Annotated in this window: 15 protein-coding genes; 8 read left to right on the forward strand and 7 right to left on the reverse strand. The window is 67.0% G+C overall.

Translation table 11 applies throughout. The features are described from left to right. Window positions 1-237: 237 nt before the first annotated feature. Complete coding sequence (locus VLA96_03275; protein ID HSE48210.1) at window positions 238-1,350, forward strand: site-2 protease family protein; 1,113 nt, start codon at window positions 238-240, stop codon at window positions 1,348-1,350. Between the two features lie 72 nt (window positions 1,351-1,422). Here VLA96_03275 and serA read toward each other — a convergent pair whose 3' ends face one another. The 3 genes from serA to VLA96_03290 all read right to left on the reverse strand — a co-directional run bounded on the left by serA (window position 1,423) and on the right by VLA96_03290 (window position 5,597). After that, window positions 1,423-3,015, reverse strand: a complete 1,593-nt coding sequence (gene serA, locus VLA96_03280; protein HSE48211.1) for a phosphoglycerate dehydrogenase — start codon at window positions 3,013-3,015, stop codon at window positions 1,423-1,425. 153 nt (window positions 3,016-3,168) lie between these two features. Continuing rightward, window positions 3,169-4,371 (reverse strand): alanine--glyoxylate aminotransferase family protein, encoded by a 1,203-nt coding sequence (locus VLA96_03285; protein ID HSE48212.1) that lies wholly within the window; start codon window positions 4,369-4,371, stop codon window positions 3,169-3,171. A 2-nt stretch (window positions 4,372-4,373) separates the two neighbouring features. Then, window positions 4,374-5,597 (reverse strand): hypothetical protein, encoded by a 1,224-nt coding sequence (locus VLA96_03290; protein ID HSE48213.1) that lies wholly within the window; start codon window positions 5,595-5,597, stop codon window positions 4,374-4,376. Between the two features lie 126 nt (window positions 5,598-5,723). On the opposite strand from VLA96_03290, the gene VLA96_03295 reads away from it, so the two are divergent. Further along, a complete protein-coding gene (locus VLA96_03295) occupies window positions 5,724-6,188 on the forward strand; it encodes a GatB/YqeY domain-containing protein (GenBank protein HSE48214.1) in 465 nt (154 codons plus the stop codon). A gap of 154 nt (window positions 6,189-6,342) precedes the next feature. Next, the gene (locus VLA96_03300) at window positions 6,343-6,549 is read left to right on the forward strand and encodes a hypothetical protein (GenBank protein ID HSE48215.1); all 207 of its coding nucleotides are present in this window, start codon (window positions 6,343-6,345) and stop codon (window positions 6,547-6,549) included. 460 nt (window positions 6,550-7,009) lie between these two features. Here VLA96_03300 and VLA96_03305 read toward each other — a convergent pair whose 3' ends face one another. The 3 genes from VLA96_03305 to VLA96_03315 are packed head-to-tail and all read right to left on the reverse strand — an operon-like array spanning window position 7,010 to window position 10,685. Next, window positions 7,010-8,272 (reverse strand): ABC transporter permease, encoded by a 1,263-nt coding sequence (locus tag VLA96_03305; GenBank protein ID HSE48216.1) that lies wholly within the window; start codon window positions 8,270-8,272, stop codon window positions 7,010-7,012. Beyond that, window positions 8,269-9,174 (reverse strand): ATP-binding cassette domain-containing protein, encoded by a 906-nt coding sequence (locus VLA96_03310; protein HSE48217.1) that lies wholly within the window; start codon window positions 9,172-9,174, stop codon window positions 8,269-8,271. The genes VLA96_03305 and VLA96_03310 overlap by 4 nt, the downstream gene beginning before the upstream one ends. Before the next feature lie 26 nt (window positions 9,175-9,200). Then, window positions 9,201-10,685, reverse strand: coding sequence for a sensor domain-containing diguanylate cyclase (locus VLA96_03315; protein HSE48218.1), 1,485 nt, complete (start codon window positions 10,683-10,685; stop codon window positions 9,201-9,203). Window positions 10,686-10,797: 112 nt separating this feature from the next. Between VLA96_03315 and recG the strand changes: the two genes are divergently transcribed. The 4 genes from recG (at window position 10,798) to VLA96_03335 (ending at window position 16,183) form a co-directional block, all read left to right on the forward strand. Beyond that, window positions 10,798-13,083: an ATP-dependent DNA helicase RecG gene (recG, locus tag VLA96_03320; protein HSE48219.1), complete on the forward strand. Its 2,286-nt coding sequence runs from the start codon at window positions 10,798-10,800 to the stop codon at window positions 13,081-13,083. A 132-nt stretch (window positions 13,084-13,215) separates the two neighbouring features. Continuing rightward, complete coding sequence (gene selA / locus VLA96_03325) at window positions 13,216-14,634, forward strand: L-seryl-tRNA(Sec) selenium transferase (GenBank protein ID HSE48220.1); 1,419 nt, start codon at window positions 13,216-13,218, stop codon at window positions 14,632-14,634. A 113-nt stretch (window positions 14,635-14,747) separates the two neighbouring features. Continuing rightward, window positions 14,748-15,581 (forward strand): transporter, encoded by an 834-nt coding sequence (locus VLA96_03330; GenBank protein HSE48221.1) that lies wholly within the window; start codon window positions 14,748-14,750, stop codon window positions 15,579-15,581. A gap of 77 nt (window positions 15,582-15,658) precedes the next feature. Next, a complete protein-coding gene (locus VLA96_03335; GenBank protein HSE48222.1) occupies window positions 15,659-16,183 on the forward strand; it encodes a DUF488 domain-containing protein in 525 nt (174 codons plus the stop codon). 163 nt (window positions 16,184-16,346) lie between these two features. On the opposite strand, the gene VLA96_03340 is transcribed toward VLA96_03335, so the two are convergent. Further along, the gene (locus VLA96_03340; GenBank protein HSE48223.1) at window positions 16,347-16,547 is read right to left on the reverse strand and encodes a cold shock domain-containing protein; all 201 of its coding nucleotides are present in this window, start codon (window positions 16,545-16,547) and stop codon (window positions 16,347-16,349) included. Between the two features lie 296 nt (window positions 16,548-16,843). Here VLA96_03340 and acpS point away from each other — a divergent pair. Beyond that, a partial coding sequence (gene acpS, locus VLA96_03345; protein ID HSE48224.1) for a holo-ACP synthase occupies window positions 16,844-17,046 on the forward strand: 203 nt, incomplete at its 3' end.

A 17,046-nucleotide genomic window follows, 5' to 3' on the forward strand; every position in this document is an offset into this window, starting at 1 on the left:
GCGCGACGGCCGCGGCGAGCACGTTGAACAGCGTCTCCCGCAGCATGTCGGTCGTCGGCCGGACGTCTCCCCTGGGCATCTGGAGCGGGCGGCTGCGGTATTTGCCGGCGATCACTCGCATGAGAGGCGTCGTCGGCCTCCGGTCGTCGGTCGCCGGCCAGAAACGTTGCGGCCGAGGACCGAGGGCCGACGACCGACGGCCCAGCGTCTAAGAATATAGAATCTGGGCGAGAGAAGATGCGGACCTGGTCCATCCCGCTGGGGAAAGTGTTCGGCGTCGACCTGCGCCTGCACTGGACCTTCCTGCTGCTGCTGCTCTTCGTGCTGGTGCCGACGCCGGAGAACCCGGTCGCGCCGGGCCGCGCCTTCGCGCTGCTCGGGATCGTCTTCGGCTCGGTGCTGCTGCACGAGCTCGGGCACGCGCTGGTGGCGCTGCACGCCGGGCTGCCGGTCCGCGGCATCACGCTGCTCCCCATCGGCGGCGTCACCATGATGGACACCTCGCAGACCGGTCCGCCGGAGCCCGCCACCGAGATGCGCGTGGCCGCCGCCGGCCCGCTGGTGAACTTCTTTCTCGCCGCGGTCGGAGCGTTCGCGGTGCTGGCCATCTATCCCGAGGCGCGGGTCTGGCTGTGGCAGCAGCCGCTCGTCAACGCCTCGAATCTGCCGCGCGCGCTGGTGTGGGCGAATCTCCTGATGGGGCTCTTCAACCTGCTGCCCGCGTATCCCATGGACGGCGGCCGCATCCTGCGCGCCATGCTGGCGCGCGACTCCGACTACCTCGCCGCGACGCGCCGCGCCGTGATGGTGGGCCAGGCGTTCGCCACCGCCTTCATGGTGCTGGGCGCGTTCTACGGCGCCGGGCTGATGCTGGTCGGCATCTTCCTGTTCTTCGCCACGCAGCTCGAAGAGCGCGCCATCGTCTTCCAGACGGTGCTCGAGCAGGTGCGGCTGGAAGAGGTGATGCTCACCGACTTCCGCACGCTCTCGCCCGCCGACACGCTGGAAGACGCGCTCTCCAAGGCGGTGCACTCGCTGCAGGACGACTTCCCTGTCATCCGCGGCTCGGACATGGTGGGCGTGGTCTCGCGGCAGAAGCTGCTGACGGCCCTGCGCGACGAAGGCAACGCCTACGTCCAGTCGGTGATGAACCGCGCCTTCGACATCGCGCAGCGCGGCGAGACCCTCGCCTCCGCCCTCAAGAAGTTCACCGCGCAGGAGCTCACCCTGCTGCCCGTGGTCGAAGCCGGCCGCCTCATCGGCATCGTCACCCTCCAAGGCATGATGCACTCCATGCAGCTGCTCTCGGAGTCGCGCAAGATCAAGCGGGTCGCGGATGACGACGAATAAGTTTTCAGACGTCAGACTCAGACATCAGCGCCACCCGGTTTTGGCTGAAGTCTGAAGTCTGAAGTCTGAAGACTACAGCCGCATCGCCTTCACCAGCTTGACCGCTTCGATCCCGCGCAGCTCCTCGAGCACCGCCTCCGTGGGCTTCGAGTCCACGTGCACCACGGCGATGGCCTCGGCCGGCTTGCCGTTCTTCTCCCGCCGCCCCAGGGAGAAATTGGCGATGTTGATGGCGTGGCGGCCAAGGATGGTGCCCACCTTGCCGATGACGCCTGGCACGTCCTGGTTGCGCATGTAGATGAGGTCGCGCTCCAGCGGCGCTTCGATGTCGATGTCGTCGACGGCGAGCAGCCGCGGCGACTTGCCGTGCAACACCGCGCCCTTGGCAAGGTGCTCCTCCGCGTTCGTCTTGATCAGGAGCGACAGCACGCTGCCGGCGCCGCCGGTGGAGGTCCGGGGCTTCTTGATCTCCGTGACCTCGACCCCGCGCTCCGCCGCGATCGACGCCGCGTTCACCAGGTTCGCCTTCTCCGCGAGCATCTGGTTGAGGATGCCCTTGACGGCGGCGTTGCGCAGCAGCTCGGTCTTCCACTCCGCGATGCGTCCGGAGTAGCGCACCGAGACCGCTTCCACGTTGCCCGCGGTCACGTTGGCGAGGAACGCGCCCAGGCGTTCCGCCAGGGAGATGTAGGGCTGCATCTCGACGTATTCCTCGTGACTGAGCGACGGCACGTTGACCGCGTTCTGGATGACGCCGCGCTTCAGGTACTCGCGCACCTGCATGGCGATCTGCACGCCGACGGCGTCCTGCGCCTCTTTCGTCGACCCCGCGATGTGCGGCGTGGCGAGCACGTTGTCGAGCGCCAGCAGCGCGCTCGCTTTCGGCGGCTCCTCGGTGAAGACGTCGAGCGCGGCGCCGGCGATGTGCCCGGACTTCAGCGCGGCGGCGAGCGCGGCTTCGTCGATGAGCTCGCCGCGCGCGCAGTTCACCAGGCGCGCGCCTTTCTTCATCTTCGCCAGCGTCTGCGCGTGGATCATGCCCTGCGTCTGCGGCGTCAGCCCGACGTGCAGCGAGAGGTAGTCGGCGTCGCGGTAGATCTCATCGAGCGCGGCCAGCGTGATGCCGAGCTCGCGCACTAGCACCGTCGAGACGAACGGGTCGTGCGCGACCACCTTCATGCCGAAGGCCTTCGCGCGCTTCGCCACTTCCACGCCGATGCGCCCCAGCCCGACGATGCCGAGCGTCTTGCCGCGCAGCTCGGTGCCCTGCAGCGCTTTCTTCTCCCACTTGCCGGCGCGCGTGCTGGCGTCCGCCTTGGCGAGGTGCCGCGCCAGCGCGAGCATCAGCGCGAAGGTGTGCTCGGCGACCGCGACCGCGTTCGCGCCGGGGGTGTTCATCACCGCGATGCCGCGCTTGGTCGCGGCCTCGACGTCGATGTTGTCCACCCCCACGCCCGCTCGCCCGATCACGCGCAGCTTCTTCGCGCTCTCCAGCGTCTTGCCGTCGACGAACACCGCCGAGCGCACGATCAGCGCGTCGGCGGACTCCAGCTCCGCCGCCAGGTTGCCGTTGATGTTCTCGGGGCCCACCACGGTCCACTTCGCCTCTTCTTTCAACGCGGCGAGCGCGGCGGGCGCGATCTTCTCGGCGACGACGATCTTCATGGAAGGAAGTTTCCAGTTTCAGGTTTCCGGTTTCCAGTAGCAATGCCCGTTTTTGGTGCAATGGGGTTCTTCACCGCCGAGGCGCGGAGTACGCCGCGAAGACGTGAACCGGAACTCCTCCGCGTCCTCGGCGTCTCGGCGTTGAAGAAGGTTCTAGCGGGTGGGGATGGCGCTGCGGTGGTTGGGGGCGGTCGCCTTGGCGTACTCCACCTGGGCGGCGCGCACGCCGCGGCCGAACTCCACGTGCTTGGGCGCGAGCACCTTGGCGAGCACGTGCTCGAGCGCCGCGACGATCGCGATGGTGTCGAGGTAGTCGTAGAAGCCGAGGTGGGCGATGCGGAACATCTTGCCCTTCATGTCGCCCTGCCCGTTGGCGACGACCGCGCCAAAGTCCTCGCGGAAGGCCTTGACGATGGCGCCGGAATCGACCCCTTCCGGCGGCGCGATGGCGGTCAGCGCGGAGGCGGGCGACTGCTTGGCGAACAGGTGCAGGCCGAGCGCTTCAACCGCGGCGCGCGTCATGACGGCGGCGGTCTCGGCGTTGTGGATCAGCGCCGCGCGGCCCACGACCAGGTCGCCGTTGCCGGCCATCCGCAGGTAGTCGAGCGCGGCGGCCAGCGCGGCGATGAGCGCGGTCGCGGGCGTGAACGCCGACTCGCCCTTCGCGGCCGCCTTCCGCTCCTTCGCCAGGTCGAAGTAGAAGCGCGGGCACTTCGCCGTCTCCGCGCGCTTCCACGCGCGCTCGCTCACCGAGAGGTACGCGAGCCCGGGCGGGATCATGAGCGCTTTTTGCGAGCCGCCGATCAGGACGTCGATGCCCCACCCGTCGGGGTCGAGCGTGGTGGTGCCGAGGCCGGTGATGGCGTCCACCACCAGCAGCGCGTCGGAGTGCATGCGCACCAGCTCCGCGATGGCGCGCACGTCGTGCCGCACCCCGGTGGAGCTTTCCGTCGCCTGCACATAGACGGCACGGACGTCGGGCTTGAGATACCGCTTCACCTGGTCGAGGTCGAAGGTGGCGCCGTACTCGGCGGGCACGATCTCGCGCTCCAGCCCGAAGGCCTTGGCGAGGTCCATCCACCGCTCGCCGAATTTCCCGGCGGTCAGGACGAGGACCTTGTCGCCGGGCGAATGGAAGTTGGTGACCGAAGCTTCCATGGCGCCGGTGCCGGAGGCGGCCAGCACCAGCACATCGTGCTTCGTGCCGAGGAAGGTCTGCAGGTCGATCAGGGTCTTGGCGAACAGCGCGCGGAAATCGGCGGTGCGGTGGTGGACGTCGGCCGCCGACATCGCGCGCGCGGCTTCCGGCAGCAGCGGCGTCGGTCCGGGAGTGAACAGCCGCGGCTTGCGGAGCATGGCTAGTTCAGCCGCAGGCGCTGGAAGTCGGTCGGCTTGCCGGCAAGCAGCTTCTGGCCTTCGAGGAAGACGACGAGCGCGTCCTCGGGCTTGTCGCCGCTGAAGACGACCATCAGGCCTTCGCCGTCGGGCTTGCCCTGCGGCTTCAGCTCCCACTCCGCGCGCTCGATGGAATCCTTCGAGACGCGTCCGATGCCGGCGACCTTCTCGAAGATCGCGTCGTAGCGGATGGCGCCGTGCCCGACCACCACCACGCGGCGCTTGCCGGTCTCCTCGTTGATGAGCAGGTACGCGGATTCGCTGGCGCCCTGGCCGGTGAAGTCGCCGACCAGGCGGCCGGTGGGGGCCTGGTCGTTGTCGCGCAGCCAGCCGCGCATCACGCCGGCGAAGTCCTCTTCCTTGGCCGCGCGCCAGCCCTGCAGGTGGACGATGAGCTGCGCGTCGCTGGCGGTCATGCCGGTCGGCACGTCGATGTTCTGCCCGATGTCCTCGTGCGTGGGCTTGCCGTACTCGCGCGTCGCGGCCACCACGGTGATCACGGCGACGAGCACGCCCACGGCCACGGCCACCTTCACCGGCCAGCTCGAGCGCTCCCGCTGCATCGCCTGGATCTTCACGCTCTCGGAGCCCGGCATGTCCGCGAGCTGCTTGGCGAGCTTCCCCATCATTCCGATGTGGTCGTTGACGTGGCGGCCCATGTAGGGCTGCGGCATGGTGAGCTCGCTCAGCTCGATGGCCCCGTGCGTCACCGTGAAGAACGTCTTCGACGAGCAGCACACCTTCTGCAGCGCCTGCATCACGGTGCGGCCGCTGGTGAACATCTTGGCCTGCGTGGGGTTGTCGGAGCGCGTGGTGAAGCGCGCGTCGAACATGTCGTCGGGGGTGCGCACCAGCACCCGGCCCTCGGTCGCGCGCGACCCCTTCGGCACCACCGACATGTTGAAGGTCGACGGCGCCTTCATGTGCACGTTCAGCGCCGGCGTGTTCTCGTCGTACGAGAAGCGCACGATGGTCGGCAGCTTGCCGAAGTTCCCGCTCACCACCAGGTCGTTGCCGTCCCGGAAGATCTCCGACTTGCTGAACGTCTTGGCGATCTGCCGGCAGTCTTCCGCGATCTCTTCGTAGCCGCTGAAAGTGCTGCGGCCCCGCACCAGGCTGACCACGAGGCCGATCACGGCCAGCACCGCGACGACCGCGATCACGACGACGATGGGATGCGACGGCATGAAAAAGGACGAGACTCTTCCTGGGACGCTGGGGATGATACCCCGCACCGCCACCTAAGGCAATGAAGGTATACACCTTAGAACGGCCTCCTTGCCGCTGCCCCAGCGCCCATTTACGATTGCCGGATGGCCATCAGCGAGAAGATCACGCACGACATGACCGCCGCCATGAAGGCGCGGGACGAGCAGCGCTTGAGCACGCTGCGCATGATGAAGGCCGCGCTCAAGAACAAGGAGGTCGACAAGCGCGCCCCGCTCGACGACCACGAGACCATGCAGGTGCTCGCCACCCTCATCAAGCAGCGCAAGGACTCCATCGAGCAGTTCACCAGGGGCGGCCGCCAGGAGCTGGCCGACAAGGAAGCCGCCGAGATCAAGATCATCGAAGCCTACCTCCCCCAGGCGGTCGGCCAGGACGAGATCGTCGCCAAAGTGAAGGAAACCATCGCGGAAATGGCCGCCGGCGGCACGGCGCCGGCGATCAAGGACATGGGCACGGTGATGAAGAACGTGATGGCGAAGTTCGCCGGCGCGCGCGTCGACGGCAAGGCCGTGAGCGACGCGGTGAAGAAGGAGCTCGCGCCCAAGTAGCTGAGACGACGCAGGGCTCGCCCTCGAGGGCAGCAGGCCGGCGGCTCCGCCGGCCTTTTCATTGTTCACTGGTTGGCTGCTTCACTGGTCCATCGGGTTTCCAATGAGCCAGTCAACAACTGAACCAGTCAACAAGTAGAATCAAAGATTCTCTATGCCCCAGTGGGACCAATATGAGCTGTGGAGCCTGAACGGCGACAAGTGGGAGCTGGTGATGTGGTTCCACCAGTTCGACGTCGCCCAGGCCGTGATGCGGACGCGGCGCTACCGCACGCGGCTCATCCATGCCGTCTACGACGGGCCCACGCGCGTGAAAGAAGACATCCTCGCCGAGCTCGGCGCCACCCGCACCGAACCGTAACCCGCGCCCGCGACCGATCGTGAAGAACGCCCTTTCCTGCCGGACGGGATCATAGAGACGGTAAGAATCCTGAATGTGCCCCATCCCCGCCACGGTGGGCGCGCGTTTTTCGCGCGCAGAGTGGGACTGATTCTGATAATCCACTTGACATCTTGTTATCCACCAGATACTCTTGTATTCGCCTTCTCATCGCTGGCAGCTTCTCGCTCTTTCCCAATCTTCCCCGGCGACCCAATCCCACGCCGTGGGGTTACCCCACCCCTAGTCCATTGATTTCAAAGGAAAATGCCTTCCCACCCCCGGGGGAGGGGGTGGGTCCAGACGTGGCGCTCCCACTCGGTACTCGGCCCCTCGGTACTCGATACTCGCGGTAGGGTTACCCTACCGGTGATCGCTTGATTCGATTGGGAATTGCCCTTCGACCCCCCGGGGGAGGGGTAGCGTAGCTATAAATCTTCCGCTACGCGTACCGGAACCACTTGATCAACTCGGGCAGGGTGGGCTTCTTGCCGTACATCAGGATGCCGACGCGGTAGATGCGCGAGGCCACCACCAGCACCAGCCAGATGGCCACCACCATGCCGGCGATGCCGGCGGCGACCTGCCACGCCGGCACCGCCGAGACCGCCAGCCGGATGTACATCAGCAGCGGCGTGCAGAACGGGAATAGCGACGCCGCCACCACCAGCGGCGAGTTCGGGTTGATGATCGCCGGCACCATCAGGATGGTGGACAGGAACAGCGGCATCATCACGAAGAACTGCATCTGCTGCGCTTCCTGCTCGGAGTTCACCATCGCCCCGAGCGCCGCCCATAACGTCGAGTACAGGAAGTAGCCCAGCACGAAGAACAGCGGGAAGTAGGCGACGCCGCGCATCGAGATCTCGACCGGCGCGTTGGTCATCATCTTGGCCTGCGCGATGCCGAACGCCACCACCAGCGCGCCCGTCCCGTACCAGATGGCGAGCTGCGTCAGCCCGACGGCGCTCACGCCCAGGATCTTGCCCGTCATCAGCTCTTTCGGCGTGACGGCGGCGAGCAGCACCTCCACGATGCGCGAGGTCTTCTCTTCCAGCACCGAGCGCATCACCGCGATCCCGTGCAGGATGATGCTCATGTACAACATCATCATGAGCAGCAGCGCGCCGAACAGCGTGGCGCGCCCGCTGGTCTTCGTTCCCTTGCCCGCCAGCACGCCCTCGAGCTCGAAGCGCGTGGAGAGCAGCTTGTCGAGGTCGTCGCCCGTGATGCCGTGCTGCGTGGCGATGCGCTCGATGTAGGCGCGGTAGACCGCGCCGCTCAGCACCTGCGTCTCGATCAGGTCGGCGCTGTTGCGCCCCACGTAGGCGAGCTTGCGGTCCTGGATCGCTTCGTCGGTGACCACCAGGTAGGCGTTCAGGTCGCCGGGCGCGACGCGCTTTTCCAGCTCCTTGAGCTGGTCGGGCGTGCCGGGCGAGACGACCTCCGTCTGGTAGCTCGCGCCGGGCAGACTCTTCGCCGCGCGTTCCATCGAGCGCACCACCATCTCGCCGAAGGCGCGGTCGCTCGCGACGATGGCGAGCTTTTTCGCGGAGCCGCCCTGCTTCATCGCCAGCATCGAGGGCGCCACCGTCAGGCCGAACATCAGCACCGGCACCAGCAGCGTGGTGATCAGGAACGCCTTGGTGCGGACGCGCTCCAGGTACTCGCGCTTCATGATGGTCCAGACCTTGCGCAGGTTCATTCCGTGCCGTCCTTCCCCACCACGTCGATGAAGATCTCTTCCAGTGAGGGCTCCACCAGCTCGAACTTGGAGACGCGGGCGCGCGCCGTCAGCCGCCGCAGCAGCTCCTGCGCGTCCGCGCCGGGCGCGAGCTGCACCTCGACGTAGTTGCCGTAGTCGTTGGCCGTCTTCACCAGCGCCGGATCCTTGAGGAAGGCGCCGTCGCCTTCGTACTGCACCTGGATGTTGTTGCGGCCGTAGCGCGCCTTGATCTGCTTCAGGTCGCCGTCGAGCACGACCCGACCGCGATTGACCAGGCAGATGGAATCGCACAGCCGCTCGACCGTGTCCATGCGGTGCGTGGAGAACAGCACCGTCTTGCCCTTCTGCTTGAGCTCGAGCAGCACGTCCTTGAGCAGCGCGGTGTTCACCGGATCGAGCCCCGAGAAGGGCTCGTCCATCACGATGAAGTCGGGGTCGTGCAGGATGGTGGCGATGAACTGGATCTTCTGCTGCATGCCCTTGGAGAGCTCTTCCACCTTCTTGTCGAGCCAGGTGGAGATCTCCATGCGCTCCGCCCACGCGCGCGCGCGCTTGCCCGCTTCGGCGGCGGAGAGCCCGCCCAGCTCGCCCAGGAACACCAGGTGCTCGCCCACCTTCATCTTGCGGTAGAGCCCGCGCTCTTCCGGCAGGTAGCCCACGCGGTGCAGCAGCTCGCGGTGGAACTTCTCGCCGAACATCGTGACCTGCCCGCTGTCGGGGATGGTGATGCCGAGCATCATGCGGATGGTCGAGGTCTTGCCCGCGCCGTTGGGCCCGAGCAGGCCGAAGATCTTGCCGGCTGGGATGTCGAAGGAGAGGTTGTCGACCGCGACGAACTGGTCGTAGGTCTTGCGGACGTCGCGAAGTTCGACGGCATTCATAAGGGAAGGGCGATTCTACCAGCGGGCTACGCTTTGGCGGTCTGGGCGGCGGTAGCGAAGGTGACGCGGTTGCGGCCGGACAGCTTGGAAGCGTAGAGCGCCTGGTCGGCGGACTTGACGAGCGTGTCGCGGGTCGCGCCGTGGGTGGGGCACTCGGCCACCCCGAGCGAGATGGTGACCGGGCGCGGCACGCCGGGGAAGGAGTGCGCCTCGACCATGCGGCGCACCTTGTCGGCGACGCCGAGAGCGTCGTCGCCGCCGGTCTCGGGCAGGATGATGGCGAACTCCTCGCCGCCGTAACGGCAGATGAAGTCGAGGCGGCGGAGCTGGCTGCGGAAGATGTTGGAGACCTGCTTGAGGACCTCGTCGCCGAGCAGGTGGCCGAACTCGTCGTTGAGCTTCTTGAAGTGGTCGATGTCGAGCATGATGACCGAGAGCGCCTTCTCGTAGCGGGTAGCGCGGTCGAGCTCGTTGGCGATCTGCTTCTCGAAGAAGCGGCGATTATAGACGCCGGTGAGGCCGTCGACGTGGGCCTGCGCCTTCACCGTCTCGACGTAGATGGAGTTGGCGAGGGCGGTGGCGACGATGTCGCCGACCGACTCGAGCGCTTGCATGTCGGCTTCCTGGAAGGCGCCGGTGCGGGCGCACTCCAGCGTCATGACGCCGATCTTGTTGCCGAAACTGATGAGCGGCAGGCAGACCTCGCTCTTTGTCTCGGCGAAGCCGGCGATGTAGGCGGGATCGGTGGAGACGTCGTTGAGCACGATGGGCTTGCCGCTTTCGAGCGCGCGTCCGCTGATGCCGTGCTCGATGCCGAGCGGGCCTTCCGCCTCGAAGGTGGGCGTGAGGTTGCCGGCGTGCGCGCGCACGACGAGCTTGTTGTCTTCGAGCAGCGCGAGCGCGACGTGGTCCACCGGGAAGAACTGGAGCAGCAGGGTGCAGGTGGTGTGGAGCAGGTCGTCGCGGTCGAGCACGCCGGTGGTCTGGCGGGCGATGGCGTTGATGGCCTCGAGCTGCGAGCGGCGCATCTGCTCGAGCGAGTAGAGGCGCGCGTTCTCGAGCGCGATGGAAGCCTGGGTGGAGAACAGCGTGAGCAGGTCGATGGTCTCGCCGTCGAAGAAGTCGCGCTGGTCGCTGAGGCAGTCGAGCACGCCGACGACTTCGTCGCGCACCATCAGCGGGATGGCCAGTTCCGACCGGGTGGACTCGAGGAACGGGATGTAGCGCGGGTCCTTGGTGACGTCGCGGACGTAGATGGGGCGCTTCTTCTGTGCGGCGGCGCCGGTGATGCCCTGCGTGAGCGGCAGGCGCTCCTCTTCCCCCTGCAAGCGTGCCGCGCCGAAATGCGAGCGGACGTAGAGGCGCTGCTGGTCGTCGACCAGCAGGATGGCCGCGCTCTGCAGATGAAAAAAGTCGCGCGCCGTCGCGAGGATCTGCTGCAGGACTGCGTCCAGCTCGAAGGTCGAGAGAACGGCCTGGCTCGCGTCGTAAAGGATGGCGACTTTTTGCATGGCGAATGGCGCGGGGCGGCGCTGGGGGAGGTGCCCCGATGTCCTATGGCCGCAGGATTCTAACACCGGTTTCCAGTTTCTCGTTTCGGTTTCCAGCCCTACACTGGGCTGCTTGCTCGAACTCTCCACTTCCGTGCAGTACGTGAAGGGCATCGGACCGCGGGTGGCCGCGGTGCTGGCCGAGAAGGGCGTCGCGACGGTCGAGGACCTGCTCTACTACCTGCCCTTCCGCTACGAGGACCGCCAGAACCCGCGCGCCATCGACGAGCTGCGGGCGGGCGAGATGGCCACCGTCATCGGCGAGGTGCGCTCGGCCGGGATGTTCCGCACCAAGAGCGGCATGTGGATCTTCAACCTGGTCGTGGGCCAGGGCACGCAGTCCATCACCGCGATGTGGTTCCACGGGCAGTACCTGCGCGACCGCTTCAAGCCCGGGCAGGTGCTCGCGCTCTACGGCAAGGTGGAGCAGTCGCAGTCGAAGCGCGTGGGGCGAGTGAAGCTGATCCAGCCGCAGGTGGAGGTGCTGAGCGGGCCGGCGGAGGCGGGGGAAGAAGTGCTGCCGGAGGAACTGGCGAGCCAGTCGCTGGAGATCGGCAGGATCGTGCCGATCTACGAGTCGGCGGGAGCGGGCAAGCTGACCTCGCGCTGGTTCCGCCGGGTCATCCATGGAGCGCTGCGCGACCTGGCGCCGGAGATCCCTGACGGCCTGCCGCGGGCGGTGCGCGAGCGCATGGAGCTGGCTCCGCGCCGCGAAGCCTTCCAGAAAGCGCACTGGCCGGAGCAGGACACGCCGTTCGAAGACCTGGAAAAGCGGCGGACGCCGGCGCTGAAGCGGCTGGTCTTCGAAGAGCTGTTCTTCCTCGAGGTCGGGCTCGAACTGAAGCGCAAGCGGATGCGCGAGCAGCCCGGCATCGAGTTCCAGATCACCGACGCGGTACGCGCGGCGGTGAAGAAGATCCTGCCGTTCCATCCGACGGAGGCGCAGAAGCGCGTGCTGGCGGAGATCGTTGCCGACATGAAGGCGAACATGCCGATGCGGCGTCTGCTGCAGGGCGACGTGGGCAGCGGCAAGACCATCGTCGCGCTCGAGGCGGCGGTGGTGGCGGTCGAGAACGGCTACCAGGTCGCGCTCATGGCGCCGACGGAGATCCTGGCGGCGCAACATTATTTGTCGGCGCGACGCATCCTGGAGCCGCTCGGCTACCGCGTGCTGCTGCTGACCGGCTCGCTCGAGCAGGACACCAAGCGGCGCGCCCGCCGGCACATCGAGCAGGGCAACGCGCAGATCGTCATCGGAACGCACGCGCTCATCCAGGAAGGGGTCGAGTTCGCGAAGCTCGGGCTTGTCATCGTGGACGAGCAGCACCGCTTCGGCGTGATGCAGCGCTTCCGGCTCATGAAAAAGAAGTCGGATGAAAGAGATCCCGACGTGCTGGTGATGACGGCAACGCCGATCCCGCGGACGCTGGCGCTCACGCTCTACGGCGACCTGGATGTTTCGGTCCTCGATGAGCTGCCGCCGGGCCGGACGCCGGTGGTCACGCGGCGCGTGGGCGACGAGCGCGCCGGCGAAGTGTGGGATTTCGTCCGCCAGCAGGTGCAGGGTGGAAGGCAGGCGTTCGTGGTGTACCCGGTGATCGAGGAGCAATCTGCGGACGAGGTAGGCGCCGGCGACTCGCCGGCGCAAGCCTCGGCCGGCGGGTCGCCGGCCGCTCCCTTGAAGAGAAAGGGCTCCAAGCGCACGCAGCTCAAGCTGCCCGGGCAGGAGGCGGCAAGAGGGTCCGGGCTCAAGGCGGCCGAGAAGATGTACGACGAGCTGCGCAAGAAAGTCTTTCCCGAGCTGCGCGTCGGGCTGCTGCACGGCCGGATGGATCCCGACCTGAAGGACGTGACGATGAAACGCTTCGCGCGCGGCGAGATCGACGTGCTGGTCTCGACCACGGTCATCGAGGTCGGGGTGGACGTGCCGAACGCCAGCGTGATGGTGGTGGAGCACGCCGAGCGCTTCGGCCTGTCGCAGCTGCACCAGCTGCGCGGGCGCATCGGGCGCGGCGCGGCCAGGAGCTACTGCATCCTGATGACCGGCGGGAAGATCTCGGACGAGGGCGAGGAGCGGCTCGAGACCATGGTGCGGACGAGCGACGGCTTCGAGATCGCGGAAAAAGACCTGGAGCAGCGCGGCCCGGGCGAGTTCTTCGGCACCAAGCAGGCGGGCATGCCGGCGTTCCGCGTGGCGAACCTGGTGCGCGACCGCGCGCTGCTGGAAGCCGCGAAGAAAGAGGCGGCGGCGCTGGTGGGGTCAGCCTCGCCGGGCGTGAGCCGCGACGAGGCCCGCGTGGTCATGGAGCACCTGCGCGCGCACTGGCAGCGGCGCTACGGGCTGGTGGAGGTGGGATGAGTGCCGTCGGCTGAAGCCGACTCCTGTCATTTGAGAGCGTGTGGTCACGGCCCGGCTGAAGCCGTGCCCTTTCTGTTGCCTCCTCTGCGTCCCCTGCGTCCTCTGCGGCAGGGGTTTCGGTAAACTAGCCGGATGCGAACGGCCGACAAGAGCGCGCTGTTCCGCCGGCTGCCGGCGGTGGATGAGTTGTTGCGCGCGCCGCAACTGGCCGGGCTGCTCGGGCGCGAAGGCCACGCGGTCGTCACCGAAGCCGCGCGCGCGGTGCTGGGGCGCCTGCGCGACGAGATCACCGCGGGGCGGCTGGACGAGAAGGGCCTGGAGCTGGCGCTCGGCGGGATCGCCGACGCGGTGGCGCGGCAACTGCGGCAGGCGATGCAGCCCTCGCTGCGGCCGGTGATCAACGCGACCGGCGTCATCCTGCACACCAACCTGGGGCGCGCGCCGCTGAGCGCGGCGGCCATCGAGCGCATCCGGCAGGTCGCGGCCGGCTATTCCAATCTCGAGTTCGACCTGAAGGCGGGCGAGCGCGGCAAGCGCGACGTCCACACGCAGCGCCTGTTCGCGCGCCTGCTGGGCGAAGACACCGCGTCGATCGTGGTGAACAACAACGCGGCCGCGGTGATGCTGGCGCTGAACTCGCTGGCCGAGGGCGGCGAGGTCGTGGTCTCGCGCGGCGAGCTGGTGGAGATCGGCGGGAGCTTCCGCATCCCCGACGTGATGGCGAAGTCGGGCGCGGCGATGCGCGAGGTCGGCACGACCAACCGCACGCGCATCACGGATTACGAGAAGGCCATCACCGAGAAGACGCGGCTGCTGCTGCGCGTGCATCGCTCGAACTTCCAGATCGTGGGCTTCACCGAGCGGCCGTCGCTGGAGGAGCTGGTCGCGCTGGGCCGGGCGAAGAACATCCCGGTGCTCGAGGACCTGGGCTCGGGCGCGCTGTTCGACCTGGCGCAAGTCGGCGTGGCGGACGAGCCGGGCGTGACGGACTCGCTGCGCGCGGGCGTCGACGTGGTGACGTACTCCGGGGACAAGCTGCTGGGCGGCCCGCAGGCGGGCGTGCTCAGCGGCCGGCCGGAGCTGATCGCGAAGTGCCGGTCGAACCCGATGTTCCGCGCGTTGCGCGTCGACAAGCTGAGCTACGCCGCGCTCGAGGCCACGCTCCTCGACTACCTGCGGCAGGACCACGACGCGATTCCCGCCCTGCGCATGATGCGCATGACGGCGGAAGAAGTGCGGCGGCGCGCGGAGGAGCTGAAGGCCACGATCGAAATGAACCTTCCCAAGACCGGCGAGGTCCGCTTGCGGATGGAGATCCTGCCGGATGAGTCGGTCATCGGCGGCGGCGCCGCGCCGGGCTCGAACCTGAAGACCTACGTGCTGGCCGTGACTTGCGCCCGCCGCTCGGCGGAGGAGCTGGCGGCGCAACTGCGCGGCAATGTGCCGCCGATCATCGCGCGCGTGGAGGAAGGGCGCGTGCTGTTCGACCTGCGCACCGTCCTGGAAGACGAGCGTTACATCGGCGCCGCGCTCGTGGCGCTGTGCGGATGAGTCCTGTCGCCCCTGAAGGGGCTCGATCCTTCTTGAAACCCTTCCCCCAGCGCTTCCGCGCTGGGCTCTTGGCGAGCGGGCCTTCGGCCCTGGCGCCTCGCGGTGCCACCATTGTGCTCGCAACACTCATCCTGCTGGGAACCGCGGCGGCGCAGCAGTGTCCCCAGGATGACAAGAAGTGCGAGCTCGACCACGCGCCCATCCAGGACAACAGCTTCCTCATCGAGGAGGCGTACAACCAGGAATTCGGCGTGGTGCAGCACATCCAGAACTGGCAGCGCAACTGGCCGGGCGAGGAGTGGGTGTACTCGTTCACGCAGGAGTGGCCCATCGACCCCGCGCCGAGGAACCAGTTCAGCTACACCATCCCGGTGGTGAACGCGGGGGCCGGAAGCGACACCGGCGTGGGCGACGTCCTCATCAACTGGCGATATCAGCTGGTCGGCTCGGGCGAGACCAAGGTGGCGTTCGCGCCGCGCGTCTCCCTGGTCCTGCCGACCGGCGACTGGAAGCTCGGCCGCGGCGCCGGGACGACCGGCGTCCAGTTCAACCTGCCCCTGAGCGTGAAACTAGGCGAGCGGTTCGTGACCCACTGGAACGCGGGCGCGACCGTCCTGCCCTCCGCCAAGGACACGGCGGGCAACGAGGCCGCCGCGCGCTCGGCGAACCTGGGCGCGAGCGTGATCTTCGAGGCGCATCCGCGCTTCAACCTCATGCTGGAGACGGTCTACGCCAACACCGAGGTCGTGACCGGGCCCGACGTGACCGAGCGCGAGCACGACTGGCTGATCTCGCCCGGCGTGCGCTGGTCGTGGAACTTCGGCAACGGCCTGCAGATCGTGCCGGGCCTGGCGGCGCCCATCGGCGCCGGCCCGAGCGCGGGGCAGTACGGCGTGCTGCTGTATCTGAGCTTTGAGCATCCGTACCGCAAAGCGAAGGCGGATTGAAGATCGCAGATTGCAGAATAGGCCGTTCGGGGTGCGGCCTTCCGGCCTATTCCACAATCTAAAATCTGCAATCTGCAATGGCGACCGTTTTCACCATCGGACACTCCACCCGCTCGCAGGAAGACTTCCTTGCGCTGCTCAAGGCGCATGGGATCGCGCGGCTGGTGGACATCCGGGCGTTCCCGGCGTCGCGGCGGCATCCGCAGTTCAACCGCGAGGCCATGCAGCGGTGGCTTGCCGAGGCGGGCGTGGAGTACGTGTGGGAGAAGGACCTGGGCGGGCGCCGCGGCAAAGGCTTGCCGGACTCTCCCAACAAGGGCCTGCGCAACGACTCGTTCCGCAACTACGCCGACTACATGCTGACGCCGGGGTTCCGGGCGGCGGCGGAGCGCGTGGTCGCGCTCGCTGCCGAGCGGCCGACCGCCATCATGTGCGCCGAGGCGGTGTACTTCCAGTGCCACCGCATGCTGGTGTCGGACTACCTGGTCGCGCACGGGCATGAGGTCCTGCACATCACCGATGCGAAGAAGGCACGCCCGCACAAGGCGACCGCGGAAGGCAGGATGGTGGACGCGAAGTGGGTGTATCCGGGGTTGTTCTGATTGCCGATTGCCGATTGCCAATTGCCGGTTGAGAGGCGGCCCTAATCGGCAATCGGCAATTGAAAATCGGCAATAGAAATGAAAACGGCGGCTTACGCCGCCGTCTCTGAAAACGTTGTGTCCTCGTTCCACTCTTCAGCGCGGTCCGCGCCGAAAGAGAAGATTAGAGGGGCTGCACGTTCTCTGCCTGCCAGCCCTTGGGTCCCTTGACAACGTTGAACTGGACAGCCTGACCCTCCTGGAGCGAGCGGAAGCCCTGCGCCTGGATCGCCGAGAAGTGGACGAAAACATCTTCGCCACTCTGGCGGGTGATAAAGCCGTAGCCCTTCGCGTCATTGAACCACTTCACAGTTCCTTGTTCCATTGTGATACACGCATCCTTGTTGGATTTGAAACGCTTGTACTGGATCGGAGGCTTGATGCAGGCAGGGTGCTTGGTAGAGCAGTTACTGCTTACAGCGGCTTTCGATCAGTTACAGCCATAGAGTATACACAGGGAAAATCCAGGGTTCAACCCGGCTGGGGCTGGGGCCCGTACCCCGTGTGATACCTTAGCTCGTTTGATGTCAGTGGGTTACACCGCTGTTGTCTCTTGGCCTTTGGCTTCGACCAGGGCTGCTCGAGCCAATAGCCAAGAGCCACAAGCCAAGAGCGCATTTGATGATCGTCGGCACCGGCATCGACATCACCGAGGTGGACCGCGTCGCGCGCGCCATCGCGCGCTACGGCGAGCGCTTTCTTCGCCGCGTGTTCACGGAGGCGGAGATCCGCTACTGCGAGTCGAAGAAGAACAAGGCCGAGCGCTACGCCGCCCGCTTTGCGGCGAAAGAGGCGGCGCTGAAGGCCATCGGGACGGGCTGGCG

This window comes from Terriglobales bacterium (assembly GCA_035457425.1).
GTDB lineage: Bacteria > Acidobacteriota > Terriglobia > Terriglobales > Acidobacteriaceae > JACPNR01.

Coding starts and splice junctions, on each gene's coding strand:
- VLA96_03275 (HSE48210.1), top strand. CDS start 238: ATGCGGACCTGGTCCATCCCGCTGGGGAAAGTGTTCGGCGTCGACCTG.
- serA (HSE48211.1), bottom strand. CDS start 3,015: ATGAAGATCGTCGTCGCCGAGAAGATCGCGCCCGCCGCGCTCGCCGCG.
- VLA96_03285 (HSE48212.1), bottom strand. CDS start 4,371: ATGCTCCGCAAGCCGCGGCTGTTCACTCCCGGACCGACGCCGCTGCTG.
- VLA96_03290 (HSE48213.1), bottom strand. CDS start 5,597: ATGCCGTCGCATCCCATCGTCGTCGTGATCGCGGTCGTCGCGGTGCTG.
- VLA96_03295 (HSE48214.1), top strand. CDS start 5,724: ATGGCCATCAGCGAGAAGATCACGCACGACATGACCGCCGCCATGAAG.
- VLA96_03300 (HSE48215.1), top strand. CDS start 6,343: ATGCCCCAGTGGGACCAATATGAGCTGTGGAGCCTGAACGGCGACAAG.
- VLA96_03305 (HSE48216.1), bottom strand. CDS start 8,272: ATGAACCTGCGCAAGGTCTGGACCATCATGAAGCGCGAGTACCTGGAG.
- VLA96_03310 (HSE48217.1), bottom strand. CDS start 9,174: ATGAATGCCGTCGAACTTCGCGACGTCCGCAAGACCTACGACCAGTTC.
- VLA96_03315 (HSE48218.1), bottom strand. CDS start 10,685: ATGCAAAAAGTCGCCATCCTTTACGACGCGAGCCAGGCCGTTCTCTCG.
- selA (HSE48220.1), top strand. CDS start 13,216: ATGCGAACGGCCGACAAGAGCGCGCTGTTCCGCCGGCTGCCGGCGGTG.
- VLA96_03335 (HSE48222.1), top strand. CDS start 15,659: ATGGCGACCGTTTTCACCATCGGACACTCCACCCGCTCGCAGGAAGAC.
- VLA96_03340 (HSE48223.1), bottom strand. CDS start 16,547: ATGGAACAAGGAACTGTGAAGTGGTTCAATGACGCGAAGGGCTACGGC.